At 71.3% G+C, this 23,026-nt stretch carries 22 protein-coding genes and 2 pseudogenes; 8 read left to right on the top strand and 16 right to left on the bottom strand.

Translation table 11 applies throughout. The features are described from left to right. From ABZ823_RS25125 to ABZ823_RS25180, 12 genes and pseudogenes are all read right to left on the bottom strand, one after another. A pseudogene (locus ABZ823_RS25125) lies at positions 1–323 on the bottom strand (hypothetical protein); the annotation flags it as partial. Beyond that, on the bottom strand, positions 320–487 hold the full coding sequence (locus ABZ823_RS25130) for a hypothetical protein (RefSeq protein WP_361664573.1): 168 nt from the start codon (positions 485–487) through the stop codon (positions 320–322). The pseudogene ABZ823_RS25125 and the gene ABZ823_RS25130, both read right to left, overlap by 4 nt. 15 nt (positions 488–502) lie before the next feature. Next, complete coding sequence (locus tag ABZ823_RS25135) at positions 503–1,045, bottom strand: single-stranded DNA-binding protein (RefSeq protein WP_361664576.1); 543 nt, start codon at positions 1,043–1,045, stop codon at positions 503–505. Then, positions 1,045–1,308 (bottom strand): hypothetical protein, encoded by a 264-nt coding sequence (locus ABZ823_RS25140; RefSeq protein WP_361664579.1) that lies wholly within the window; start codon positions 1,306–1,308, stop codon positions 1,045–1,047. Before ABZ823_RS25140 ends, ABZ823_RS25135 begins: the two co-directional genes overlap by 1 nt. Next, complete coding sequence (locus ABZ823_RS25145) at positions 1,305–1,700, bottom strand: hypothetical protein (RefSeq protein WP_361664582.1); 396 nt, start codon at positions 1,698–1,700, stop codon at positions 1,305–1,307. The genes ABZ823_RS25140 and ABZ823_RS25145 overlap by 4 nt, the downstream gene beginning before the upstream one ends. Positions 1,701–1,933: 233 nt before the next feature. Beyond that, positions 1,934–3,007 carry a helicase RepA family protein gene (locus ABZ823_RS25150; RefSeq protein ID WP_361664585.1) on the bottom strand — a complete coding sequence of 358 codons (1,074 nt, stop codon included), beginning with the start codon at positions 3,005–3,007 and terminating at the stop codon, positions 1,934–1,936. Then, positions 3,004–3,951 (bottom strand): bifunctional DNA primase/polymerase, encoded by a 948-nt coding sequence (locus tag ABZ823_RS25155; protein WP_361664588.1) that lies wholly within the window; start codon positions 3,949–3,951, stop codon positions 3,004–3,006. The genes ABZ823_RS25150 and ABZ823_RS25155 overlap by 4 nt, the downstream gene beginning before the upstream one ends. A gap of 86 nt (positions 3,952–4,037) precedes the next feature. Beyond that, positions 4,038–4,295 carry a hypothetical protein gene (locus ABZ823_RS25160; RefSeq protein ID WP_361664591.1) on the bottom strand — a complete coding sequence of 86 codons (258 nt, stop codon included), beginning with the start codon at positions 4,293–4,295 and terminating at the stop codon, positions 4,038–4,040. Then, positions 4,292–4,615, bottom strand: coding sequence for a hypothetical protein (locus ABZ823_RS25165; protein ID WP_361664594.1), 324 nt, complete (start codon positions 4,613–4,615; stop codon positions 4,292–4,294). Before ABZ823_RS25165 ends, ABZ823_RS25160 begins: the two co-directional genes overlap by 4 nt. Continuing rightward, positions 4,612–4,872, bottom strand: coding sequence for a hypothetical protein (locus ABZ823_RS25170; RefSeq protein WP_361664596.1), 261 nt, complete (start codon positions 4,870–4,872; stop codon positions 4,612–4,614). The genes ABZ823_RS25165 and ABZ823_RS25170 overlap by 4 nt, the downstream gene beginning before the upstream one ends. After that, positions 4,869–5,336: a hypothetical protein gene (locus ABZ823_RS25175; protein WP_361664598.1), complete on the bottom strand. Its 468-nt coding sequence runs from the start codon at positions 5,334–5,336 to the stop codon at positions 4,869–4,871. Before ABZ823_RS25175 ends, ABZ823_RS25170 begins: the two co-directional genes overlap by 4 nt. 96 nt (positions 5,337–5,432) lie before the next feature. Further along, positions 5,433–5,681, bottom strand: a complete 249-nt coding sequence (locus ABZ823_RS25180) for a DNA-binding protein (protein ID WP_361664601.1) — start codon at positions 5,679–5,681, stop codon at positions 5,433–5,435. Between the two features lie 266 nt (positions 5,682–5,947). Here ABZ823_RS25180 and ABZ823_RS25185 point away from each other — a divergent pair, with 266 nt between their 5' ends. Further along, on the top strand, positions 5,948–6,535 hold the full coding sequence (locus ABZ823_RS25185; RefSeq protein WP_361664604.1) for a helix-turn-helix transcriptional regulator: 588 nt from the start codon (positions 5,948–5,950) through the stop codon (positions 6,533–6,535). After that, positions 6,535–8,094 carry a tyrosine-type recombinase/integrase gene (locus ABZ823_RS25190; RefSeq protein WP_361664607.1) on the top strand — a complete coding sequence of 520 codons (1,560 nt, stop codon included), beginning with the start codon at positions 6,535–6,537 and terminating at the stop codon, positions 8,092–8,094. The genes ABZ823_RS25185 and ABZ823_RS25190 overlap by 1 nt, the downstream gene beginning before the upstream one ends. A 1,090-nt stretch (positions 8,095–9,184) precedes the next feature. Here ABZ823_RS25190 and ABZ823_RS25195 read toward each other — a convergent pair. The 4 genes and pseudogenes from ABZ823_RS25195 to ABZ823_RS25210 form a co-directional block, all read right to left on the bottom strand. Further along, positions 9,185–9,631: a PIN domain-containing protein gene (locus ABZ823_RS25195; protein WP_361664610.1), complete on the bottom strand. Its 447-nt coding sequence runs from the start codon at positions 9,629–9,631 to the stop codon at positions 9,185–9,187. Next, entirely contained in the window at positions 9,628–9,870 is a 243-nt protein-coding gene (locus ABZ823_RS25200; protein WP_097222963.1) for a type II toxin-antitoxin system Phd/YefM family antitoxin, read from the bottom strand. The genes ABZ823_RS25195 and ABZ823_RS25200 overlap by 4 nt, the downstream gene beginning before the upstream one ends. Positions 9,871–10,013: 143 nt before the next feature. Beyond that, entirely contained in the window at positions 10,014–12,422 is a 2,409-nt protein-coding gene (locus ABZ823_RS25205; protein ID WP_361664613.1) for a helicase-associated domain-containing protein, read from the bottom strand. A 1,082-nt stretch (positions 12,423–13,504) separates the two neighbouring features. Next, positions 13,505–13,830, bottom strand: a pseudogene (locus ABZ823_RS25210) (VapC toxin family PIN domain ribonuclease); the annotation flags it as partial. Positions 13,831–13,916: 86 nt separating this feature from the next. Here ABZ823_RS25210 and ABZ823_RS25215 point away from each other — a divergent pair. The 6 genes from ABZ823_RS25215 to ABZ823_RS25240 all read left to right on the top strand — a co-directional run bounded on the left by ABZ823_RS25215 (position 13,917) and on the right by ABZ823_RS25240 (position 23,010). Further along, entirely contained in the window at positions 13,917–14,150 is a 234-nt protein-coding gene (locus tag ABZ823_RS25215) for a type II toxin-antitoxin system VapB family antitoxin (protein WP_361664773.1), read from the top strand. Further along, a complete protein-coding gene (locus ABZ823_RS25220) occupies positions 14,147–14,554 on the top strand; it encodes a PIN domain nuclease (RefSeq protein WP_361664616.1) in 408 nt (135 codons plus the stop codon). Before ABZ823_RS25215 ends, ABZ823_RS25220 begins: the two co-directional genes overlap by 4 nt. Before the next feature lie 176 nt (positions 14,555–14,730). Beyond that, the gene (locus tag ABZ823_RS25225) at positions 14,731–16,332 is read left to right on the top strand and encodes a TIGR02677 family protein (RefSeq protein WP_361664619.1); all 1,602 of its coding nucleotides are present in this window, start codon (positions 14,731–14,733) and stop codon (positions 16,330–16,332) included. After that, positions 16,329–17,600 (top strand): TIGR02678 family protein, encoded by a 1,272-nt coding sequence (locus tag ABZ823_RS25230; protein ID WP_361664622.1) that lies wholly within the window; start codon positions 16,329–16,331, stop codon positions 17,598–17,600. The genes ABZ823_RS25225 and ABZ823_RS25230 overlap by 4 nt, the downstream gene beginning before the upstream one ends. Then, complete coding sequence (locus ABZ823_RS25235) at positions 17,597–21,703, top strand: TIGR02680 family protein (RefSeq protein ID WP_361664625.1); 4,107 nt, start codon at positions 17,597–17,599, stop codon at positions 21,701–21,703. The genes ABZ823_RS25230 and ABZ823_RS25235 overlap by 4 nt, the downstream gene beginning before the upstream one ends. Further along, entirely contained in the window at positions 21,700–23,010 is a 1,311-nt protein-coding gene (locus tag ABZ823_RS25240; protein ID WP_361664628.1) for a TIGR02679 family protein, read from the top strand. Before ABZ823_RS25235 ends, ABZ823_RS25240 begins: the two co-directional genes overlap by 4 nt. Positions 23,011–23,026 lie beyond the last annotated feature (16 nt).

Raw genomic sequence — 23,026 nt, forward strand, 5'->3', positions numbered from 1 at the left:
TCCGGGGCAAGGTCGGCGGGCGGGGGCGCCCCGTGGTGCGGCCAGCGCTCACGCTGCACATCGACCCGCCACAGGTGCACGACCTCGGCGGCGCGACCCCAGTTCACCGTGTCGAGGACGTCCTCGTCGAGCGGGGACCGCGGGCCGGCCGCGCCGCGCGTCGCGACGATCTCGCCCCAGCCGGACCGGCGAGGCACCAGGCACTCGCCGACCTCGGCATACAGGGCGGGCAGCTCGTCCAGCTGCTTGGCCAGCGCGACCGTGTGCCGCTCGCACAGGTACCGGCCGGCGGAGTCCTCGCCGCACAGTTCGCAGGCGGTCACGCCGCCGCCCTCTCCCGCGCGGCCTTCAGCTTGGCCTCGGCTGCGCGCAGAGCCTTGCGGTCGCGGCGGTCGTCGAGGATCGCGAAGACCATCTGTACGAGCAGCATGAAGTCCGCGCCCGCGCCGAAGCCGAGGGCGAGCAGCTGCAGTTCGTGGTCAGTCATGTCGTACTCCCGGGTCTAGAACGGGGGTTGGTCGGAGTAGCCGGCGCCCTGCGCCGCGGGCTGCTGCTGGGAGGGCGGGTTGCCCCAGCCGCCGGCCTGCTGCTGGCCGTTGGCCGGACTGGCGTTGGCCCACGGGTCAGGTGTCACATTTCCCTGGCCGGGCGTTACACCTGGCTGCCGCTGCCCACTGCCCGCCGGGTTCTTCTCGACCTTGGCGGTGGCCCGGGCGAGGCTCGCGCCGACCTCGTCGACGTCGAGTTCGTAGACCGTGCGCTTGACGCCCTCACGGTCCTCGTAGGACCGCTGCTTCAGGCGGCCCTGGACGATGACGCGCATGCCGCGGGCGAGGGACTCGGCGACGTTCTCGGCGGCCTGGCGCCACACCGAGCAGGTGAGGAACAGGGACTCTCCGTCCTTCCACTCGTTGGCCTGTCGGTCGAAGGTTCGCGGGGTGGACGCGACGCGGAACTTGGCGACGGCCACACCGGCTGGGGTGAAGCGGAGTTCGGGGTCGTCGACCAGGTTGCCGACGACGGTGATCACGGTCTCTCCAGCCATCAGTTGGTCTCCTTCTCGGGGGCAACCGTGGCGATATCGACACGGTTGGGGTCGGCAACCGTGGGGCTCTGACCCACGGTTGTGGGCTGCTCGCCTACACCTGCGTGGTCCTCTGCCCCACGCAGGCGGCCGAGCTTCTGTGCGTGGCGGGCGGCGAGGCCGCGCTGTCGGGCGGCGGTGAGGGCTGCGCGCCGGCGCTTGGCTGCTTCGGTGCGGGCGCGGGCGGCGGCGATCTTCTCGGCGACCACGTCGTCGACGTTCACGACTCCTCTTCCGGCTCGTACAGGCGGACAAAGTTCGAGGCGGTCGTGGGGTCGTCGGTGTAGCCGTCACGGTCCGCGATGGTCGGAGTGCACGAGCCATCCGCACCCACGAGCCACGCCAGGACGGGGGTGGACTCGACGTCTCCGTTATCCGTGCTGTGCTCGGCGCGCCAGCTTCCCCCCGGGATCGCGCCGACGAGGTGAGTGTCTGCTTCGCGGAGGCCGGCGAAGTTGCTCCAACTGTCGGCGTCACGGAGACGACCCGTCTTCATGTCGGCGACAAGCGCGGCGCCGTCGTCGCCCCAGGCGATCACGGGCTTCGTGGTGAAGTGCGCGCGCCCGTTGCTCTCGTGGCGGTAGCTGGCTTCGTAGCGGGCAGTGGCGGGGATCATGCCTCTCCTTCTCGGGCAGTCCCACCGGCCGCGCCGTTCCCACTTTTCCCACTTCCCACCCCCCTAAGAGAGGGGGGGTGGGTGGGAATTTGGGCGGGCCGTTGGGAAGAAGATGGGAAGTTGGGAAGTGTGCAGGTCAGTTGCTGTGCACTGGGTGGGAAGTGGCCGAATGGGGTGGGAAGTTAGGGGCCTCAGGCAAGATCAATTCCCACGGCGAAAATGGGAAGTTTTCTCTACGCAGCGTCACCATCCTGTTCACTCGCAGTAGCGGTAGACAGGCGCCAGTTGGGCCGCGACTCACTGCCCGTCTTCACGAGGTAGCCCAGCCGCTCGAGCTTGGCGACCGCCCGGTAGACGGTGCTGGACGCCATCTCGGAGACGTCGACCAGGCGGGCCCGCGACACGGCCTCGTTCGGGAAGACGTCGTGCATCACGTCGAGAATCCGCTGCTCGGTCTTCGACAGCTGGTTCTCCTCGGCCGGGCTGGCCACCCGGTTGATGAGCACGCACGACTCGAGGACCGGCTGCATCTTCAGGAGCACGGTGTCGAAGTCCTCGACGTCCTTCTGCTTGTCGCACTGGACTTCGACGTACTCCTCGTTCTTCGTGACCTTGATGATTGAGGTGGCCGCGCCGTCGAATGCCGAGGCGCCGCGCATGTTCTCGCCGTTGCGTCCCGAGTGGTGGATCAGCAGCACGCAGGCGCCGGACGCCTCGCGCAGATGGTCCGCCGCGGCGACGACCTGGCCCATCTCGCCGTTGTCGTTCTCGTTCGCGCCGACGGTGCAGCGGGCTTGCGTGTCGATCACGATGAACGCGGGCCGCATCTCCTGCACGAGGAGCTCGAGGGCCCCGCGGTCGGTGCCGTGCAGCAGCTGCACGGCGATGGGCAGGAACGTCACATCCTTCATGGGGATGCCGGTGTGGCGCTCCCACGCGCGGACGCGCTTGCGGATACCGGAGGTGCCCTCGGCCACCAGGTACAGGACGGTTCCCTTGCTGACCTCGTGGACGCCGGCCCAGGGCAGGCCGTTGGCCACGCATCCGGCCCAGTCGATGCCGACGAACGACTTGCCCGAGCCGGGCTTCCCGTAGATCCAGGCGAGGGAGTCTCGGAAGAGGACGCCCTCGATGAGGGGTACGGGGTCGGGCAGGTTGTCGAGGCCGTCGGTGTCCACCAGGGCGCCGCGCAGGGCGGCGAGGCGGGCCTGCGTGGGGTTCTCCCCACCGTTCCCGTCCGGCGGCTCCTCGGGCGGCGGTTCCTCGCCGAAGAGCCGCTCGAAGTCCTCGTCGAAGGCCGTGCTCACGCCGCGTACCCCTTGTCGCTGGGCCGACTGGCGGCGCTGTCGAAGGAGGCGCGGGCCTCGGAGTCGGTGAGGCCGACGACGGAGGCGGCGTGGAGCAGGGCGGACTCGGCCTCGCCGAGGTCGATGAGCCCTTGCTCGGCGAGCTCGTGAGCGCGGCAGGCCGCGAAGTAGAAGGAGTTGTTACGCCCGTGCTTCCGGTCGCCGGCCACCGAGTCCATGACGTGCTGGACGAGCTGGTCGACGCTCCACATCTTGCCGCCGCCGGGACGGCGTGCCGACCGATTCCAGAACGGATGGCGGAGGTCGCCGGGACGGACGGACGGACGGGGCGCCGGAGGGGCCTTGCGCTCCTTCCGTGGCAGCAGCGCGGCGGGCCAGGCAACGTCCGGCTTGTGGAAGACGTTCTGAGTGCCGGGCCACATGTAGCGGTAGCCGGAGGAGTGCACGGACGGGGCGAGCAGGATGTAGCCGTTGTGCTTGAAGTCGATGCCCTGGAAGGGTTCGCCGGGCAGGTCGAAGTCGGGGGACTGGTAGATCATGTGGAGGCCGTCGCCGCCGGTGATCTGCATGGTGGTGCCGGGCAGGACGCCGACGCGCTGTTCGAGTCGGCACAGTGACTCGCGGCCGCCGTTGCGCGGGTCGACGTCGATGACGGCCCAGCCGTTGAGCTTGCAGGGCGCACCGATGTTGGCGTCGGGTTCCTCGCGCCACCAGCGGCGGACGAGGTCGACGTTGGTGGCGGCGGCCCAGAAGCCGTGACAGGTGGGGACGCCGCACTGGCAGTCCTCGGGGCGGTGCTTGATGTAGAGACTGCTCTGCCGGTCGCATTGCGGGCAGTTGGCATAGGGGGTCTTGTTGCGCCGGACGCGGAAGACCTTGATGCCCGCCTTGGCGTAGGTCTCGGCCGCGGCCGGGAGGTCGGCGGGGATACGAATGCCGGTCACGAACGTGCTCTCTTCTACGAGCTGGATCAGATGGTTCGTGTGGTGCTGGCGGGCGCCGCGGGGGGACGACGGCGCCCGCCAGCGGCTCAGGCGGTACTCCGCTTCGACCGGGCGATCTCCTCGGCGGCAGCGGTGATGCGGCTGCACCAGTTGCGCGCGGTGGTGAGGACGCACACGGGGCTGGGCTGCTGCTCCAGGTCGTGGCGGATGGAGTCGAGGACCATCTCGTGGAGGGCCCGCTCCTGGGCGCGCTGGACATACAGCTCGTCGGTGGCCCGGTCGTGGTCCGCGCCGAGGTCGACGGGTTCGGCGACCGGCCACTGGCCGGGGCGGCGCTCATTCACTGGGCACCGTCCACGTTCTTCTCGATCCAGTCGGCGAGGTCCTGGAAGGACTGGGCGCGGGCCCCCGTGGCGAGGGCGTAGAGCGCGCGCATGCTGAGCTCGAACTCGGCCGCGTTGGCGGCAGCGGCCTTCGGGGTGGCACCCTTGGCGGCCAGGTACCGCTCGGCGGCGAACGGATCCGACTGGGCCCAGGGGGCGGCGGTCTCCGATTCGATCTCGCGGAGCAGCTGGTACGAGGCTTCCGGGATTTCGTCGCCCTCACCCATGGCCTGCACGGCCACGAGGAACTGTGCGCGTTCCATGTACGTCAGGTCGTTCACGTGTCCTCCTGGGTGCGGTGAATCGGCCAGCCGGGGCCGGTCGGGATTTCGGGCAGGCCTTGCAGGGCGCGCGGGGTGTGGGCGGGGCAGCGGTGGCCGGTGATGTACCGGCGGACGCCGTCGGCCTGCTTGCAGTGGCGCTGCTCGGCGCCGATCCAGTGGCTGCACTCGGGCTTCGGCTTGTCGTCGGCCGGGCGGCCGGGGGCGCCCACGAGCTGCGCGTCCCCGGCCGTCGCGGTGTTCTGCTCGGCGGTCATTCCTGGTGCGCCCGCTCGGTCAGGGAGTTGACGAGGTCGGCCAGGACGGCGGCGCGCTCGATGGGGTCCTGTCCCTCGGGAACGACGAAAATCGGGCGCCCGTTTTTCGGGAGCATCGCGAAGGCCACGAATCGCTCGCGCAGCTTCGGGTCGAGGGGCTCGGCGTCCCACTCCTCGAGCTGGGCGTCGTGCTCGGCGCAGATGGCGCGGATGGTGTCCTCGGCCTCGTACACGTTGGCTATGCGCTCGATGGCGTCGAGCTGGGCGCGGGCCTCGGCGACCATGCGGAGCAGCCGGGCCGGGACGGTCGGCTCGCAGGCGCGCTCATCGGTGGTGACGATCAGGGAGTCGGGGCCGCCGTCGGGGTCCTGGAAGATCTCGGCCTCGAGGACGAGGCGGACGCGCTGGTCTCTCGGGGCAGGCGACGCCGTCGGCGCCTGGGTGGGCTGTGCCAAGATGGACATGAGGACGTCTTCTTTCCGGCGGCGGCACTGATGGGGCGGGCAAGGCCCCCGGTGCCGCCGTCTTGCTGGGTAGCTCTGGTGTGGATTGGGTCGTTCTCAGGCGGCGTCGGACGGGCAAGGTCCGGCGTCGCCGTCGTTCTGGGGCGCTATCTGAAGCACGCGCAGAAGGTCGGCGGTCACGGCGCGGTAGGCCTTGCCGGCGCGAATCACTCGGCAGGGGAACTCGCCGTTGCGGGCGAGGCTGTATGCCGTAGTGCGTCCGACGCCGAAGGCGCGGCCGGCGGTGACGAGGTCGACTGTGGCGGGGAGCTCCAGAAGCTCCTGGGTGGTCATGGGCGTGGTCACGTTGGTGAGCCTCCGTGCATGCGAAGTCGAGGCGGGCAAGGCCCTGACCTGCAAATATGCTGCAAGAGGTTGCGGCATGAACCTCTCTGAGACCACTGTGGCATGTTGTCTGGTGCTGGGTCAAGCTGTCCAGGGTTCACCAGTTCAACCTGTGATCGGTTAACCGATGCCATTGAGTGCCCGTGTGTGGACATGTGTGGTCACCTGTGCTGCGCTATGTCAGGCAAGGTTGCCCTATGCTCTTCTAGGTTCTAACCTCGAACCTCATGAAGGTTGACGCCGCAGTTGAGCAGGCCATGAATGACACGGAGCTCCGCATCGGCCGCAACTTGCGGCGGATCCGCGAGAGCCTCGACCTCTCCCAGCAAGACATCGCCCAGCGGCTGACTGATCTTGGATTTCGATTCCATCAAACCCAGGTCGCGAAGATTGAGCGTGGCGAGCGCGCGGTGCGAGTTAATGAGTGGATCGCAATTGCCGAGGCGTTGGGCGTGATGCCAATGGCCCTAATGGCAGGCGGGCTAGGTACGGATGACGCGGTGTTTGAAGCTCGGCTGAATTTCGAACGCATGCGAATCAACGTCGAGAACGTAAGTGCAAAGCTCTATGAGGTAGGCCGTGACCTCGAGGCCGCCTTGGAGCTGTATCACGAGGCCCTGGAACACTACTTGCGGACAGCCGACGAGGCTGGGGAGCCTGTGACCGCGGAGGCTGTAGAGCTCGGCAAACAGTGGATTCTCAAGTTCCAGGAACGGCCAGGTACGGAAGAATACGCAGAGGACCTGGAAGCGGCGATGGCCAAGGCCGAAGCACTGTTTACCATGCAACGCCGCGAGGAGGCGGAGGAGTCTTAATGCCTGCATCTCGCCGTGCTGGCGGCATCAGTAAGCGGTGTGAGTGCCGCGGCCCGGACGGGAAGCGGCTCGGGGCGAAGTGCCCGGACCTGTCGAAGCGGTCCCACGGCAAGCACCGCGTCAGCCAGGAACTCCCCGAGGACGCCGAGGGTGAGCGGCGGCGGTTCCAGCGAACCGGCTACGCCGGCGTGAAGGAAGCGCAGGCGGACCTCGACCGGATCCGCGCCATCCTCGACCTGGCGGGCGACGACGAGGACGGGCAGCGCCGTGTCGGTGACCTGCTCGCCGAGCTGCAGACGACGCGCGGACCGATCCCTGAGCCGACCGAGGTGTCCCGCAAGCTCGGCGTCGGCGTACCGCTTGACGGCAAGATGACGGTCGCCGAGTGGCTCGACACGTGGATCGCGTCGAAGAGGACCAAGGCCACGACCACCGACAGCTACGCGAGCCACATACGCGTCCACCTGAAGCCGGGCCTGGGCCACCTCCGGCTGGACAAGCTGACCGTCGCCCACGTTCAGGAGTTCTTCGACGCCATCGATGACACCAACGAAACGGTCACGGCGGAGAACCAGGCCCGGCGTGAGCAGGAAGCGCGGGCCAAGTGGGGCAGGAACTCGCGGCCGCCGGCCGCCGAGTCGGCGCGTCTGGCGGTGGAGAGGGAGAAGCTTGCCGCGATGCCGCCATACAGGCTCATCACGGGCCCGGCGACCAAGCAGCGGATCCGGGCGACGCTGCGGACCGCGCTGAACGCGGCGATTCGTCGTCAGCTGATCACCTTCAATCCGGCCCAGTGGGTGGAGCTCGATTCCGGGAAGCGGCCCAAGGCGGTGCTGTGGACCGAGCAGCACGTAGCGCACTGGCGGAAGACGGGGGATAAGCCGTCGGCGGTGATGGTGTGGACTCCGACGCAGATCGGTGCGTTCCTCGACGAGGCCGAGACGGATCGGCTGTACGCGTTCTTCCACCTGGTCGCATTCCGGGGCCTGCGCCGCGGCGAGGCGGTCGGGCAGGACTGGCGGGACGTCGACCTCGACGGGCAGGCGATCACGATCGCCAAGAACATCGTCGTGCGGCAGTGGACCCCGGAGGAAGGCGTGCCGAAGACCGACGGCAGTGCAGGCACGATCGCGCTCGACAGCCTCAACGTGGCCGTGCTCCGGGCGCACCGTGAGCGCCAGCTGCAGGAGCGTGAGGCGTGGAACAAGCACGCGGCCGAGGAGCGCGCGAAGGGTAAGGACACCGCGGACTGGACAGACACGGGCAAGGCCTTCACCGACGTCGACGGGACGTGGCTGCACCCGGAGAAGGTGTCGGACGCATTCCGGAGGATCTGCCGGCGCGCTGACCTGCCGCCGATCAACTTGCGGGACCTCCGGCACTGCGCGGCAACACTGATCCACGCGGGAGGCGGCGACCTCCACGCCATCAAGGAGACGCTTCGGCACTCCACGATCAAGCTCGCGTCGGACACGTATACGTCGCTGCTGCAGGAGGTCGACCTGGAGATCGCGGAGAAGGCGGCGAGCATCGTGCCGCGCGCCCGGAAGGGGACGTGAAGGCTGGCCCCGGTGCCTGACAACGGGCTGTGTGAGGCGTACCGTTGAGGAGACGAGACAAGGCCTCCGACCTGCGGGTCGGGGGCCTTTCTGCTCAACCGATGCTCAACCGAACGCCCCGTAACGGGGCGACACGGGACGGCATGAGACGTCACGACGAAGGGTGGGAGTTGTCTCCCATCCTCGCTCTGAGCAGGACTTTGCGGGGCGGCGCGATACGGGGCGACACACTCCGGATCTAGACGTATCAAAGCCACTGGAGACTCATAATCCGTCGGCCGTGGGTTCGAGTCCCACCCGCCCCACCTGTGCAGGTCTGTGACCTGCGGAAACGTCCCTTCTTGGCAGGGAGATCATGAACTCCGGCCCAACGGAGAGAATCCGCTGCTCAGGCGTACGGTCCGAAGCTGCAGGGGATCGCCTGTCTGATCCTGGCAGGGCTCTGACCTGCAGTGACGCGAGCGTTCGGGTGTACTGGAGGCCGCCTGGCGGCTCTGTGATCCAAGATCCAGTGGACGCACAGTGGACGCGAGGGCGTGGAGCTGGTTGGAGAGCGGCATGGCCGGTTCGAGGAGGAAGAGGATCGTCGGGGCGGTTGTCCGAGTTCAAGAGCCGCTTCGGTCATAGCGGATCCATGAAAGCCGCGGGTGAGTGAGGCGCCACCCCGGACGTGGCTACCGTGTACTACGTGCCGCCCTGCGCGCCCGACTTCACCCCGGAAGGCATCTGGTCCTTCCTGCAACGCGGTTGGCTTGCAGGCACCATGTATGCCAGCTGCCGCCCAGGCGGCACGACAGGGCGGTGGCCACCGCCGTTGTAGACAGCCCTGACCGAGCGCGCCGGCAGGCGGCACGCAGCAGGCGTCATTGCTGCCTGTACCTGAGTTTGAGTGGACACGAGGCCCCGCGCGGCCTCCGCTGCCCCGGCTTGGGATCACGCTGTAGCGCGCCCTGCTCGTGCTGACCAACGGCGAGGTCGCACGCTGGCCGACTGTCTTCGCCGCCATCTGACGGAAGCGGCTGTGCCAGGAGCACGCCGCACCGACGTGATCGGCTGGTGCTGGTGCTGGGTGTCGCGCCAGCGGTGCGGGCTACAGGTCGTCGGGTAGGAGCCGGAAGGCGGGATGGCCGGTCAGGGGGCGGACCATGCGGAAGTGATGGTCGGTGGTGAGCAGGGCGTCGGTGCGGTAGGCGGCGGCCAGGGCGACGTTCATGGCGTCGGTCAGTCCGATGCCTTTGCCGCCGTCGGCGTCGGCATACCCCTCTGCGACCGCGATCGCCGCACTCAGGTGCGTGCTGACAGGCGGCACCTCGAATCGGCGCGTCGCTACGTTGCGTTCGATGAACCGGGCCGCCGCCAGAGCTTTGCGGGCTCCGGCGCGTGTCGCGATCAGGTAGTCCAGCTCGGCCAGAACCAGGGGGGAGATGACCAGGTGGCTGGTCGCTGCCAGTGCCTTCCTGTGTTCCTGGTGTCCGGTGAGGTTCGGATCGAGCAGGCGGTACAGGCCGTTGGTGTCGGCGATGGCGATGATCGTCACGCGCCCATCCCCTTGAGCGTGTCCTCGATCTCGTCGTCGGTGAGATCGGGCAGGCCGAGGTCGGGCAGGTCGAGGTCCCCCATGGGGTCGGTCGGGTACGGGGGGATGTCGGTGTCGCTTATCGGTACGACCCGAGCCACCGGGGTGCCGTTCTTGGTAACCGTGACGGTCTCGCCACGGGCCGCGGCGGCAAGGATCTGCGAGGACTTCTGGTTGAACTCGCGGGCAGTGGTTTCCATGTAGTACATGTTACTACCCTAGGCTGTCGGTGACGGACGGTGCCGCTCATTCGGTACCCCAGCCGAACGGCCGGAACGCGAGTGCCGACGACCCTCCGGGATGGGTACGGCCGCCTCGCACGTCCGGGCCCATCGCCCGGGCGTTATGCCGGGGGCATCACCGCGTGGATCCGCGACAGGGTGAACACCCGCTCCGCATCGCGTAGATGACACCAGGCATACAGATACGGAGGATCGAGGTCGAGGCCGCTGATGGTGCGGATCGTGCGGCTGCCCGTGGTGGCGACGTACTCGATGGTGACCGCCGTCCCACTGTCGACGGCGTGGGCGAGTTGGCGGACATCGGCGTGGGGGATCTGGGTCGCGTATCCGGCGATGATTTCTTCGGTATCGGTGGCGAAGGGGATGCCGTTGCAGGGGTCGGGGGCGGGATGGGCCAGTGGGGCGCCCGCGAGTCGGGTGGCCAGCTCGGCCTGCTTCGGGGTGGCGGTCGTGCGGGATGGGGTGCTGGGCCTGCTGACCGCTCTGCGCAGGGGCGGTACCGGCGCGGTCGCCCGGGGGCTGCGGGGTCGTTCGACGCGCACGGTTCCGTCGGCTGTCTCCGCGACCGGCGCGTATCCCTCGGTCCGCAGTGCGGCGAGGGTTTTCTCCAGCGGGGTGCGGCTGACGAGGACGGTCGGGGCAAGGTGCCGCAGGCCCAGTCTGGAGAGTTTGCGGTGGGTGGCGATCTCGGTGAGGAGGGCGGGTTCCTCGCCGTGGATGACGCAGGCGGCCGAGGCGATGCGGATCCGGCCGTGGCTGCGTGCCGTGTCCGTGATCAGGTAGGACAGGGGCTGGGGCACCGGGTTGGCGGCGACGGCACCCAAGTCGGCCTCGATGGAGTCCGGGCGATGGCCTGCGTCCAGGGCGCGGCGGACGCTCGCCGGGCTGAACCGCCACAGCGAGGCCGTGCCGCTGGTCTCCCGGTCGGCGACCGAGTCCAGCAGCGTGACCAGCCGCGCGGTGGGCGTGCCGGTGACGACAGCGGTCAGGTCGCTGCCGAATCGGGCCGTCGCGGTGGCGGCGGGAAGCAAGCGGTGGCAGGCGGCGGCCAGTTCCTCGGTGCTGTCGGCCAGCAGAGCGGCGCCGATCGGGGACAGCGCACCGCGAGCGAGGACACCGAGCAGCTCCGCCTCCCGGATCACGGTGGCGAACGGCATCGCGTCCTGTGGCAGCACCTCGGCGAGTGGCCGTGACCAGTGGGCAAGAGGACCCAGTTCGGCTGCGTTCTTCGCGCCTTGCCCGGCCGGAAGCCGGGAAGCGGCGGTGAGCAGCCCCTTCCGGGCCTGGAGACAGCCGGCGCAGGACGGGGTCCCGGCCAGGGCGGGCAGCACCTTGTTGTCGTTGTCGCGGGCTTGCGAGGGGGTGAGCCCAAGTGTCCACCAGGCGTGCAGCAATACCGGAAGTCGCTCTGCGGGCTCCGACTCGGCCCAGGTGTCGTAGGCGTCCGTCGTCGCGACCCGGTCGCCGTCACGGGCCATGAGACCGGCTTCGTACGCCGTCTCGAGGGTGAGACGTACGACGGTCTCCTCGCAGCGTGCTGCCTTGCCGATCCTGGCCAGTTCGCGTGCTCCGACGCCGCCGGACTTCAGCCGGGCGGGCGGAGCCGTCGCACACACCGACAGGACCGAGGCGGCGTGGGCGGCGAACGCCGTGGCCGCGGCGGACGCCTCACTGTCGACTTCCGCCGGGGAGACGGGCACCAGGGGTGTGACGGGCGGCGCGGGGGCGAACGGAGGATGCCAGCCTGGTCCGCGCAGCGCGAGCGCCACCTCGGCGGGCATCCGTGCGGGGCCGTAGCCGTATCGATGCTGGACCAGCAGCCCCCGCTCCAGCGCCCAGCGCGCACCCGGTTCAGAAGCGGGCTGGCTCCCGAAGAGGACGAATGCCTGGGGTCGGTACGCGGGGTCCGCCCTCAGTTTCAGCAGTTTCCGGGTGTCGGCCGGTGCCTGGGCTACCACCGCGGCGACACGTGCCGGGTCGCTGTGGTGCTCCACGAGCGACGCGAGGCGCTGCGGTTTGGTGCCGGGAGGCCGCACGCCCAGAGCTGTGAGCATGCGGCGCAATTCCTCGGAGGTCGTGTCCTTCGACAGCGCCGCCAGCGGCTGGTCCAGCCCGAGCGGCGTGTCCCACGCCTGCCGCAGGGGCGCGGCCATGCGCAGTGCTCCCTCGCGGTCCGGCCAGACCAGCGCATGCGTGGACAGCGTCTGGAGCGCCGTTTCCAGACCGCGTGCGGCCCGGCCCTCCGTCGCGTTCAGCAGGTCGGCCAGGACGTCCCGAGAGGCCGGCGCACCCAGTGCCGCCAGTGCCTCGGCTGTCTGCAGGGCGGGCAGCGGGAGCCGGGGCAGCGCGAGCGCGACCGAGCCCGGGCGTTGCAGGCGTTCGGCCAGTTCGCTCACCGAGCGGGGCTCCGGCGGGGACACGGCGTCCGGCCGTGCCGCGAGTACCCGCTCCAAGTGTTCGGCGCTGAGGCGGTGGAGCCATGCTGCGAGGGTTGACTTACCGGACTTCACTGATCGGTGCACCTCGTTGAGGGAAACGCCACGCTTCGCGCCCACAGGCTGGGCGAGACGCGCCGTGCCGTACGGCCTCCAAGCATGGCGCATCCGGCGGGTGCCGCATGGCCGTCGTCGGAGATTCGCGGACAGGGCCGCACCGGGTCTCTCTCCCCACACAAAGTCGTCGCCGTGTGGCAGATGGAGAAGCCGGAGAGGGATCGGTCGTGAAAGGCGAGAGGGAACCGTAGCCGTGCGGAGGGCTGCATGGTGGGCCCGTAGTGGACACGCAGTGGACGGAAGGACCGGTAACGATCAGGAAGACCGGAGCAGGAAGCGGCGGTCGCCACCCTTGTGACCTGCATAAACAGGAAGGTAAGGGAAGGAATCCGGACGGGAGCGAAACACCCGCAAGGACTCATAATCCGTCGGCCGTGGGTTCGAGTCCCACCCGCCCCACCAGTCGCAGGCCGGAGAAACGTTCTGACCTGTGGAAACGTCTCTTCCGATGTCCGGATTCGGGACTCTGGGCCAACGGATGCCACTCCGTTTGCCATTACTTCGGTAAACACATGAGTCCAGGGTTGCCTGTGGGCTGTGACCTGCGGTGATGCAGTGCCTGGAGAGGCGTCGGGTTGGTGTGGAACCGTGGCCAGGGGACGCGCAGGGGACGCGCGACACCCGGCAGCTGGGGCGCGTTCAGCTGGTAGGGGAGCGCCCGTAGTGCCCTCCGAGGGTGCCGGGCAGCCTTGCGGGCCTGCGCGTCGGGGCCCACGGCGGCGACCGTGGAGCCGCGACAGCGTGAACACCCGCGCGTCGTCGTGCAGATGACACCACGCGAGGGGTGCGGCGGGTCGAGGTCCAGGTCGCTGACGGTACGGATCGTTCGGTTGCCCGTGGTCGGCGACGTACTCGGTGGTGACCGCGAGGCCGTTGTCGGCGGCATAGGCGGGTGTACGTCGGCGTGGTAGAGGGTTCGGGCGTAGCCGGCGGTGCTCTGTCGGGTAGGTGTCGAACGGGACGCCGTTTGTTGTACGGATTGAGGGCGGGAGCGCCCGCTCACTGCGTGCTGGACGGCGTCTCGCGGTCCTTGAGGTGGATCAGTCCTTGAGATCGATCATCCGTACCGGCTGTCCGGTCGTACGGGCGATCGTTTCGGAGTCGCGGTCGTGGTGGCTCAGGGTCAGTCCGGCCTCTTCCGCGGTAGCGGCGACGAGCAGGTCGACGGGGCCCGCGCTGCGGTGGTCGCTCCTGGTGGTGAGCAGTTCCTGGACGACGCGTGCGCGTCGGTAGATGCCGTCAGGCATGGGGTACCAGGTGTACTGCGCGTTCATCGTGCGCTGCGCGCGTCCCGGTCTGCCGCCGAGCGTGCGGAATCAGAGGGTTCTGGTTCGGTGACATCGCATAGGGTGCCGACTCTCGCGCCGATCCGGCCGCCCCGCTCGGCGTCGGCCTCCATGTTGGCGTTGTATCCTAAGTGCATACATTGCATATGTGGAGGTGATGGCCTACATGTCGGTGACGCAGATCGACCTGGATGACGAGGCGCTTGCCGAGGCGATGCGTCTCATGGGCTCCACCACGAAGAAGGACACCGTCAACGCGGCTCTACGGGACTATGTGGCGCGTGTGAAGCGGCTGGAAGCCGCCGAGAAGCTGGCCGCGCGCGGCCAGCGCGGCGAATTCGAGGCCGCCGCGGCTGCGCACGAGGCCGTCAAGCGCGCGCGGCGGGCGGCCTTTGAGTGATCACCTACCTGCTCGACACCTCTGCTCTGTGGCATCTCTTCCGCACGCCGGGGGCGCTGCGGCCCTGGGAGGGGCACATCGCCGCGGGCGTGTTCCATATCTGTGAGCCCACGCGTACCGAGTTCCTCTACTCGGCCACCAGCCCGGCCCACCGCGACGAACTGGCCGAGGAACTGGACGCCCTGTGCCGGCCGTCACCGGTCCCGAAGAACGCGTGGCGCTGGGTCGACACCGCGCAGTACAAGCTCACGCAGCGAGGTCAGCACCGGGCTGCGGGCGGCATCGATCTCCTCGTCTGCGCGACTGCGGTTTACCACGGCCACACCGTGCTCCACGTGGACAACGACTTCGCCGCCGTGGCGGCAGTCCTCAAGGAAGTCGAGCAGCGCGACATACGGGTGTGAGGAAACGCCGAGGTCCGGCGGCCTTCCGGCCGTCCTCTCAGGGCCGTGACGGCACTCGCCCGCCCATGCCGAACCGGGGCGCACCATCCCCCGGGCATACGGCGTATAACCACCCAGTGTGAAGGTAGGGCCATGGTTGCCGCGAGAGGGTATGCGTCGGGGAGAATGCCGGGACGATGACGTCGCAGCCTGCCGAACCCGACCCCGTCGAGTCCACCGAGCCCGCCTCCTACGCTCCTTTCGCGCACCTCACCGTGCGCAACACCGCCCTCTACCGTCAGGTGATGGACGTGTTCATCGCGGCCAAGGAGCGGTTCGCTGTGCATCTGCGGCCCGAGGAAGTACACGCGGCGCTGGCCCCGGAACATCGGCCGACCGACCTGGACACCGTGGCCAAGGCGCTGGACAGCCTCGTGGAGTGGGGCAATCTGCGGGCGGACCCGGACACCTCCCGGGTCACCGCGGTCGAGGACTTCTACCGAAAACGCTTCATCTACCAGCTCACCCGGGCCGGTGAGGCCGCCGAGCAGGCGCTGTCCGCGTACGACGAGGCGCTGGGGCGGCGCGGCGCGCTGCAGGCCGTGGCGCTGCACGACATCGTCACGCAGTTGCGGGCCTTGCTGGTGCTCGCCGCCGAGCAGGACGAGCAGGTGGAGGGCGAGCCGGACGCGGCCAAGGCGCACCTTGCGCTGTCGGCGCTGACCAGCCGGTTCGAGGCACTGGCGGAGAACGCGCGCGCCTTCATGGGGTCGCTTCAGCGCACCATCGACCTGCACGGGGTCGAGGTGGAGGTATTCCTCGCCTACAAGGACCGGCTGATCCAGTATCTGGAACGGTTCATCCAGGACCTGATCACCCTCGGCGGACGGATCGCACGGCTCATCGGGGAGCTGGAGGAGCAGGGCAGGGTCGGCGTGCTGCTGCGGCTGGCGGCGGCCCGGGAGGCGGGGGACGCCGCTCCGGACGAGGCGGAGACCGCCGAGGCGCGGGCGCAGGAGCGGTGGGCGGCGAAGTGGGAGGGGCTGTCCGCCTGGTTCGTGTCGGCGGACGGCCGCGAGTCGCAGGCCCGGCTGCTGCGCGGACGCGCGCTGGGGGCGATCCCGCAACTCCTCGCTGTCGTACGGCAGCTGAACGAGCGGCGGGCCGGGCGCTCGGACCGGTCCGCCGACTTCCGCACCCTGGCCCGCTGGTTCGCCGAGGCCCCCGACGACGAGGCACGGCACCGGCTGTGGCGCGCGGCCTTCGGGCTCTACCCCGCCCGCCATCTCACCGTCGACGCCGACACCCTCGCCGAGCGCGCCGCCCGCCCGGTGGCCGCCTCGATCCCGTGGGCCGAAGCCGAGCCGCTGCGGATCAGCCCGCAGCTGCGCCGCACCGGAAGCTACGAGCGGCGCGGCAAGCCGCGCCGGGTGCAGGACCGGTCCGAACAGCGGCGGCAGCTGGCCGAGATCGCCGCCAAGCAGGCCGAGGAGATCGCGGCGGCCCGCGCGCGGCTGGCGACCGACGGCATCACCCGGCTGTCCGCGCTTCAGGAACTCGACCCGGTGGCCTTCCGCCTGTTCCTGGGGCTGCTCGGCGACGCCCTCGCCACCTGGCGGCCCGGCGTCACGACGACCGAGGCGACCAGCAACGACGGCACGATGAGGATCCGGCTCACCGTCCTGAACGACGGCACGACCGCGGAGATCCGCACGCCGGGCGGGGTGTTCCGGGGCCCCGACCACACGGTCGAGGTCACCGACCTCACGAGGAGCAACCCGGTGCGGGAGCCACGATGACCACGCCCCTGGGCGAGGTGCTCGACGGCCGGCGTACCGCCGAGTTCCACAAGGCCGCCCGCGCCCTGCTGAAGGAGCCGCTGCTGCTCGCCCGCGGCCCGCACGCCGACGCCCACCGCCTGGTGCGACAGCATGCCACCGAACTGCGCGACTGGTTCGACCGCAACACCGGCTGGTCGCTGCGGGTGGACGCCGAAGCCGCCCGGCTGCGCAGGACGCCCGGCACCCTGGCCGACCCGACCCACCCGGCGCGCGAGGCATCCCGCGCCGGTGCGCCGTTCAGCCGCCGTCGCTACGTGCTGCTGTGCCTGGCGCTGGCCGCGCTGGAACGCGGGGAGGCGCAGATCGCGCTCGGCCGTCTCGCCGAACAGGTGGTGCTGGACGCCGCCGATCCCCATCTCGCCGCCGTGGGCGTGGAGTTCACGCTGGAGCGGCGCGACGAGCGCCTCGACCTCGCCGCCGTCGTACGGCTGCTGCTGCGGTACGGAGTGCTGCGGCGGGTCGCCGGGGACGAGGACGCCTACGTCAGCGGGGCGGGGGACGTGCTGTACGACGTGGAGCGCCGGGTGCTCGCCGGGCTGCTCGCCGCCCGCCACGGCCCGTCACTGATCACCGCCGACGGCTTCGAGGAACGGCTGGCCGCACTCACCGCGGAGAGTGCCCTGGACAGCGACGAGCTGCGGTTCCGCGCCATGCGCCAGACGCTGACCCGCCGCCTCCTCGACGACCCGGTGCTGTACTACGACGAGCTGACCGACGAGGAGCTGGCCTACCTGACCCGCCAGCGCGCCTTCCTCACCGCGCGGATCACCGAACTGACCGGCCTGGTCGCCGAGGTACGGGCCGAGGGCATCGCCATGGTCGACCCCCTGGACGACCTCACCGACGTACGCATGCCGGAGCAGGGCACCCACGGGCACGTCACCCTGCTGCTCGCCGAGCACCTGGCCGCCGCGGACGGCGAGGTGAGCCGAAGTGAACTGGAGCGCCGGGTACGGGGACTGGCCGCCGAGCACGGCGGGTACTGGTCCAAGAGCGCCAAGCAGCCCGGCGCCGAAGGAGAGCTGGTCGAGCAGGCGCTGGCCAAGCTGACCGCGCTCGGATTGGCCAGGCGCACCCCCGAGGGTGTGGCCCCGCTGCCCGCACTCGCCCGCTACGCGGTCGCGGAGGCCGTCGTGCTGGAACCGGGGGAACGCAGAGAACACAGTCCACGCAACACCCCTCGTAAGACACCCCGAAACGCTCAGCGAAAGGCATCGCAGCCGTGACCGCCCTGCCCGTCCCCGCGCCCGGCCGGTGGCGGCCGCTGCGCATCGGCCTGGTGGACCTCTTCTACTACGACACCGAGGAGTTCTGGTTCCGCGACGGCCGCCTGCTGCTGCGCGGCAACAACGGCACCGGCAAGTCCAAGGTGCTCGCCCTCACGCTCCCGTTCCTGCTGGACGGCGACCTGTCGGCGCGCCGGGTGGAGCCCGACGCCGATCCGGGCAAGCGCATGGAGTGGAACCTGCTGCTCGGTGGGGAGCACCCGCACCCCGAGCGGCTCGGTTACACCTGGATCGAGTTCGGCCGCGTCGACCAGGACAGCGGACAGGCCGACTTCCGCACCCTCGCCTGCGGACTGAAGGCCGTGGCGGGCCGAGGCATCGCCCGCCACTGGTACGCGGTCACCGACCAGCGCGTCGGCCAGGACCTCAGCCTGCTCGACGCGACCGGCACCGCGCTGTCGCGGGACCGGCTCGCCGAGGCGATCGCCGGGCACGGCATGGTGTACGACACGGCCACGGCGTACCGCAGGGCGGTCGACGAGGTGCTGTTCGGGCTCGGCGAGCGGCGCTACGCCGCCCTGGTCGACCTGCTCGTCCAGCTGCGCCAGCCGCAGCTGTCCAAGCGGCCCAACGAGGCCGCGCTGTCCCGCGCGCTGACCGAGGCGCTGCCGCCGATGGACCAGGCCGTGATCGCGGATGTGGCCGAGGCGTTCCGGTCCCTGGACGAGGAGAAGGAGGAGCTGCGGGCGGCCGCCGAGGCGGAGCGGGCGGCCTCCGCATTCCTGGATCACTATCGCCGCTACGCCCGCGTCGCCACCCGCCGCCGGGCCCGGCTGCCGCGCAGCGAGCACGCCCGCTACGAACAGCTGCACCGCGACCTTGCCCAGGCCCGCGCGGAGCGGGAGGAGGCGGAGCGGGACCGGGAGGCGGCCGCCGAGCGGATCGCCGAGCTGGAGGAGACCGCCACCCGTCTGAAGGCGCAGGAGGCGGCGCTGCGCGAGGGCCCCGAGATGCGCAGCGCCCGCGAACTGGAGCAGGCGGCAGCCGACGCGCGCCGCACCGCGGGGGAGCTGGCCCGCACCGAGGCGGACCGGCAGCAGGCGGCGCAGGCGCACACCCGGGCGCTGGGCCGCCTTCAGACGGCCGAGCGGCGGCTCGAGGTGGCCGAGGAGCTGGTCGCGGACACGCTGGCACGCGAGCGGGAGGCGGCCGCGGCGGCCCGCATCGACGGCGATCCGCGCACCGAGGGCCTGCCGGAGGCCGAACTGCGGTGCGCGGCCGAGGAGTCGGTGGCCCGCAGGCGGCGCACCGTTGAGCATGTGGAGGAGCTGGCGGTCCGAGCCGACCAGGCCGCCGCCGAACGGCGCGCCGCCGCCCGACGCCTGGACGAGGCAGGGACCGAGGCCGGCCACACCGCGCGGCGGCAGGCCGAGGCGGAGGAGAGCGCGGAGACGGCGGGTGCGGACCTCGTCGCCGACGTCCACGCCCACCTGGACACCTGCGAGGAACTGGCCGTCGCCGATCCCGCCGGGCTGCTGGACGGCCTGCAGGACTGGGTGACGCACCTTCAGGGGCCCTGTCCGGCACGGGAGGAGGCCGGTGCGGCGCACCGCGCGCGGGTGGCGCACCTGGCCGACCGGGCCGCCGCCCTGGGGCAGGAACTGGCCGGACTCCAGACCCGGCGCGCCGAGGCCGAGCGGGAGCTCGCCGGCCTGGAGGCGGGCGGCCAGCGGGGGCCTGCGGCGCCTCACACCCGTACGCCCGGAGTCCGCGACCAGGTCCCGGGGGCGCCGCTGTGGCGGCTGGTCGACTTCCGCGACCACGTCACCGCCGCGGAACGCGCGGGCCTGGAGGCGGCGCTGGAGGCCTCCGGGCTGCTGGACGCCTGGGTGCGCCCGGACGGCACCGCCGTGCACGCGGACGGACACGACGTCCTGTTGTCCCCGTCGTCCCCCGGCGGCCCGCCGACTGGGGACACCCTCGCCGACGTGCTGCGCCCCGCCGTGGACCACGGCGACCTGCACGCGGCGGCGGTGGGCGAGCAGATGGTGGCCCGCGTCCTCGCCTCCGTGGGCCTGGGCTCCGGCGGGGACACCTGGGTGGCGGCGGACGGCCGCTTCCGCGTCGGCGCGCTGACCGGCAGCTGGTCGAAACCGGCCGCCGCATACGTCGGCGAGGGCGCCCGCGAGGAGGCGCGCCGCGCCCGGATCGCCGCCCTGCGCGGCGAACTCGCAGCCCTGGACGGTGACATGTCCCGCATCGAGGCCGAGCGCGCCACGGTGGCCCGGCGCCGGAGCACCCTGGACGCCGAACTGGCCGGTGTCCCTGACGACGCCGCGCTGCGCCACGCGCACGCGCTCGCCGCCGCGGCCGCTGACGCCGCCCACCGGGCCCGGGCCCGCCGCGACGAGTGCGCCGCCGGCCTCGCCGAGGCGACCCGCCAAGAGGCCGAGGCCGTCACCGAACGCGACGACACGGCCGCCGCGGTGAACCTGCCCGCCGACCGCGCCGGCCTGACCGCCGTCCGCCAGGCGCTGGCCGACTACACCGCCGTCCTCGCCGCCCTGTGGCCCGCGCTGCGCGAGCGCGCCGACGCTGCACGGGCCGTCGCCGACGAATGCGCCGAGGCCGAGCGGGCCGGCGGCAGAGTGGCCGAACTGGCCGAGCGTGCCGAGGAGTCGGCCCGTCTCGCGGCCGCCGCCGACGAGCGCCACGCCACCCTGCGCTCCACCGTCGGCACCGCCGTCGCGGAGCTGGAGCGGCGCCTCGCCGAGACCGCTCAGGCGCTGGCCGCGTGCGAGCGCGAGCAGCGCCGGGCACGCGAGGACCACACGGCCGCCGACCGGCGCGCCCATCTGGCACTCGGGCACATCGAACGCCTGGACGTGGACGTCCGCGAGGCGACCGAGGCCCGCGCCGAGGCCATCGCCGCGCTCCAGCGGTTCGCGGGCACCGGGCTGCTGGCCGTCGCCCTGCCCGAGGCGGCCGTACCGCCCCTGGACGCCGGACCGTGGGCCGCCACCCCGGCCGTGGCGCTGGCCCGCGCGATCGAGGCCGAACTGTCCGGGACCGACGACTCCGACGGCGCCTGGGAGCGCGTGCAGAAGCGGCTCAGCGAGGAGTACAAGAAACTCCAGGACGCCCTGTCCCGCGGCGGCCACTCCGCCTCCGCCCGGATGGCCGAGGACGGCATGGTCGTCGAGATCGTCTACCAGGGCCGTGAGCGGGCCGTCCCCGAGCTCGCCGAGGCCCTCGCCGCGGAAGTGGCCGAGCTGACCCGCATCCTGTCCGCGCACGAACGGGAGATCCTCGAAACACACCTGATCACCGAGGTCGCCGGCACCCTGCAGGAGCTGATCGGCGCCGCCGAGCGCCAGGTGCTGGCCATGAACGCCGAGCTCCAGGAGCGGCCCACCTCCACCGGTATGAGACTGCGCCTGCTCTGGCGCCCCTCGCGCAAGGCTCCGGCGGGGCTCGCCCAGGCCCGTGACCGGCTGCGCCAGTCCGCCGACGCCTGGACGCCCGAGGACCGGGCGGCGGTCGGCGAGTTCCTGCAGGCCGAAATCGCCCGCCGGCAGTCCGAGGACACGGCGGGCAGCTGGCTGGAGGTGCTCACCGCGGCCCTCGACTACCGGGCCTGGCACGAGTTCGGCATCGAACGCCACCAGCACGGCAAGTGGGTCCCGGCCACCGGGCCCGCCTCCGGCGGCGAGCGCGTCCTCGCGGTCTCGGTACCGTTGTTCGCTGCGGCCTCCTCGCACTACGCCACCGCCGCACCGCACGCCCCGCGCCTGGTCACCCTGGACGAGGCCTTCGCCGGCGTCGACGACGACTCCCGCGCCAAGTGCCTGGGCCTGCTGCACGCCTTCGACCTGGACGTGGTGATGACCTCCGAACGCGAATGGGCCTGCTACCCGCAGGTCCCGGGCATCGCCATCGCCCAGCTCTCCCGCGTCGACGAGATCCCGGCGGTTCTGGTGACCCGCTGGGAGTGGGACGGCGCCGAACGGCTGCGGGGCGGTGAACCCGGCCATGGGCTGGTGGCCCTCCCCACGCAGACCGCCGCCTCCGAGCCGGAGAGCCGGGATGCCCTATGGACGTGACCGACGACAGAACGGCAAACGTGACCGACGACGTGACCGAAAGCGTGACCGAGGGCATGAGCACGCCGGGCAGGACCACGTCGCCCGTCGACCGTGACCGCCTGGCCCGCCTCCTCGGCGGCCCCGACCTCGCCTGGCTCGTCGACCGGGTACGCCGCCGTATGGCACGGGACGAACCCCTCACCGGGCCCGTCACCCTGTCCGAACCCACTCCCGCGCAGCGCGAGGCAGCCGAACGCCTGCTGGGCCGCGCCCCCGGCGCCGGACGGTCGCTGTGCATACGCCTCGACGCGGTGGACGCCGTCCTGCGTCGCTCCGGCGCCGGCCCCGACGGCCTCGCCGCCGCCGTCACCGCCCTCACCGGGCCCGTCACCCAGCTGGCCGACCTGCGTGAGCGGGAGGAACACGCCTGGCGTGAGGCGTACGCCCCGCTCGATGGGCTGATCCGCAGCGGCAGGCCCGAACTGGCCGACTGGGCCGACCGGTTGCGGCGCGACGGGCTCGTACGCAGGCTCGCCCGCACCCCGCACGCGGCGAAGAAGCTGCTGGACGACACGGCCGGGGCCCTGCGCCGCCTGCCGGCCGAGCCGGCCGTGTCCCTGCCCGTCTTCGCCGCCGACGCGTTCGGCGACGCGCACGCCCTCGACGACGGCACCCCGCTCGCCACCCTCGTCCTGTCCGGCGTCCGCGCCCTGACCGGCTTCCCGGACGGCACCGGAGCCGAGTGGCGCCGCGAGGCATGGGCCTCGGCCGGCCTGCTCAAGGACGCCCTGTCCTCCACCGTCCTCACCCTGGGCCTGCGCGGCACGCCCGCCCTCGACTGGGCGGCCGACGCGGGAGAGCCGGCCGTCCTGACACTGCGCCAGCTCACCCATCTCCCCCCGCGTACGGCCCCCGCAGTAGTCCATGTGTGCGAGAACCCGGCCGTCCTGGCCACCGCGGCCGACACCCTGGGTGCAGCCTGCCCGCCGCTGGTCTGCCTCCAGGGCCAGCCCTCGGCCGCCGCCCTCACCCTGCTGCGCCACCTGCACACCCACGGGACCACAGTGCTCTACCACGGCGACTTCGACTGGGGCGGCCTGCGCATCGCCACCGCCCTGCTGCACCGCGTCCCCTGGCGCCCCTGGCACTACACGGCCGCCGAATACCGCGCCGCGGCCGCCGCCACCCCGCTGGCCCCGCCCCTGACCGGCACACCCGCCACCGCCCCATGGGATCCGGACCTGAGCCCGGCCCTCACCGAACTCGGCGTGCGCATCGAGGAGGAGACGGTGCTCGACGACCTGCTGGCCGACCTCGGGTCCTGACCCGGGCGCTGGGGCA

Source organism: Streptomyces sp. NPDC047079 (assembly GCF_040643755.1).
Taxonomy (GTDB): Bacteria; Actinomycetota; Actinomycetes; order Streptomycetales; family Streptomycetaceae; genus Streptomyces.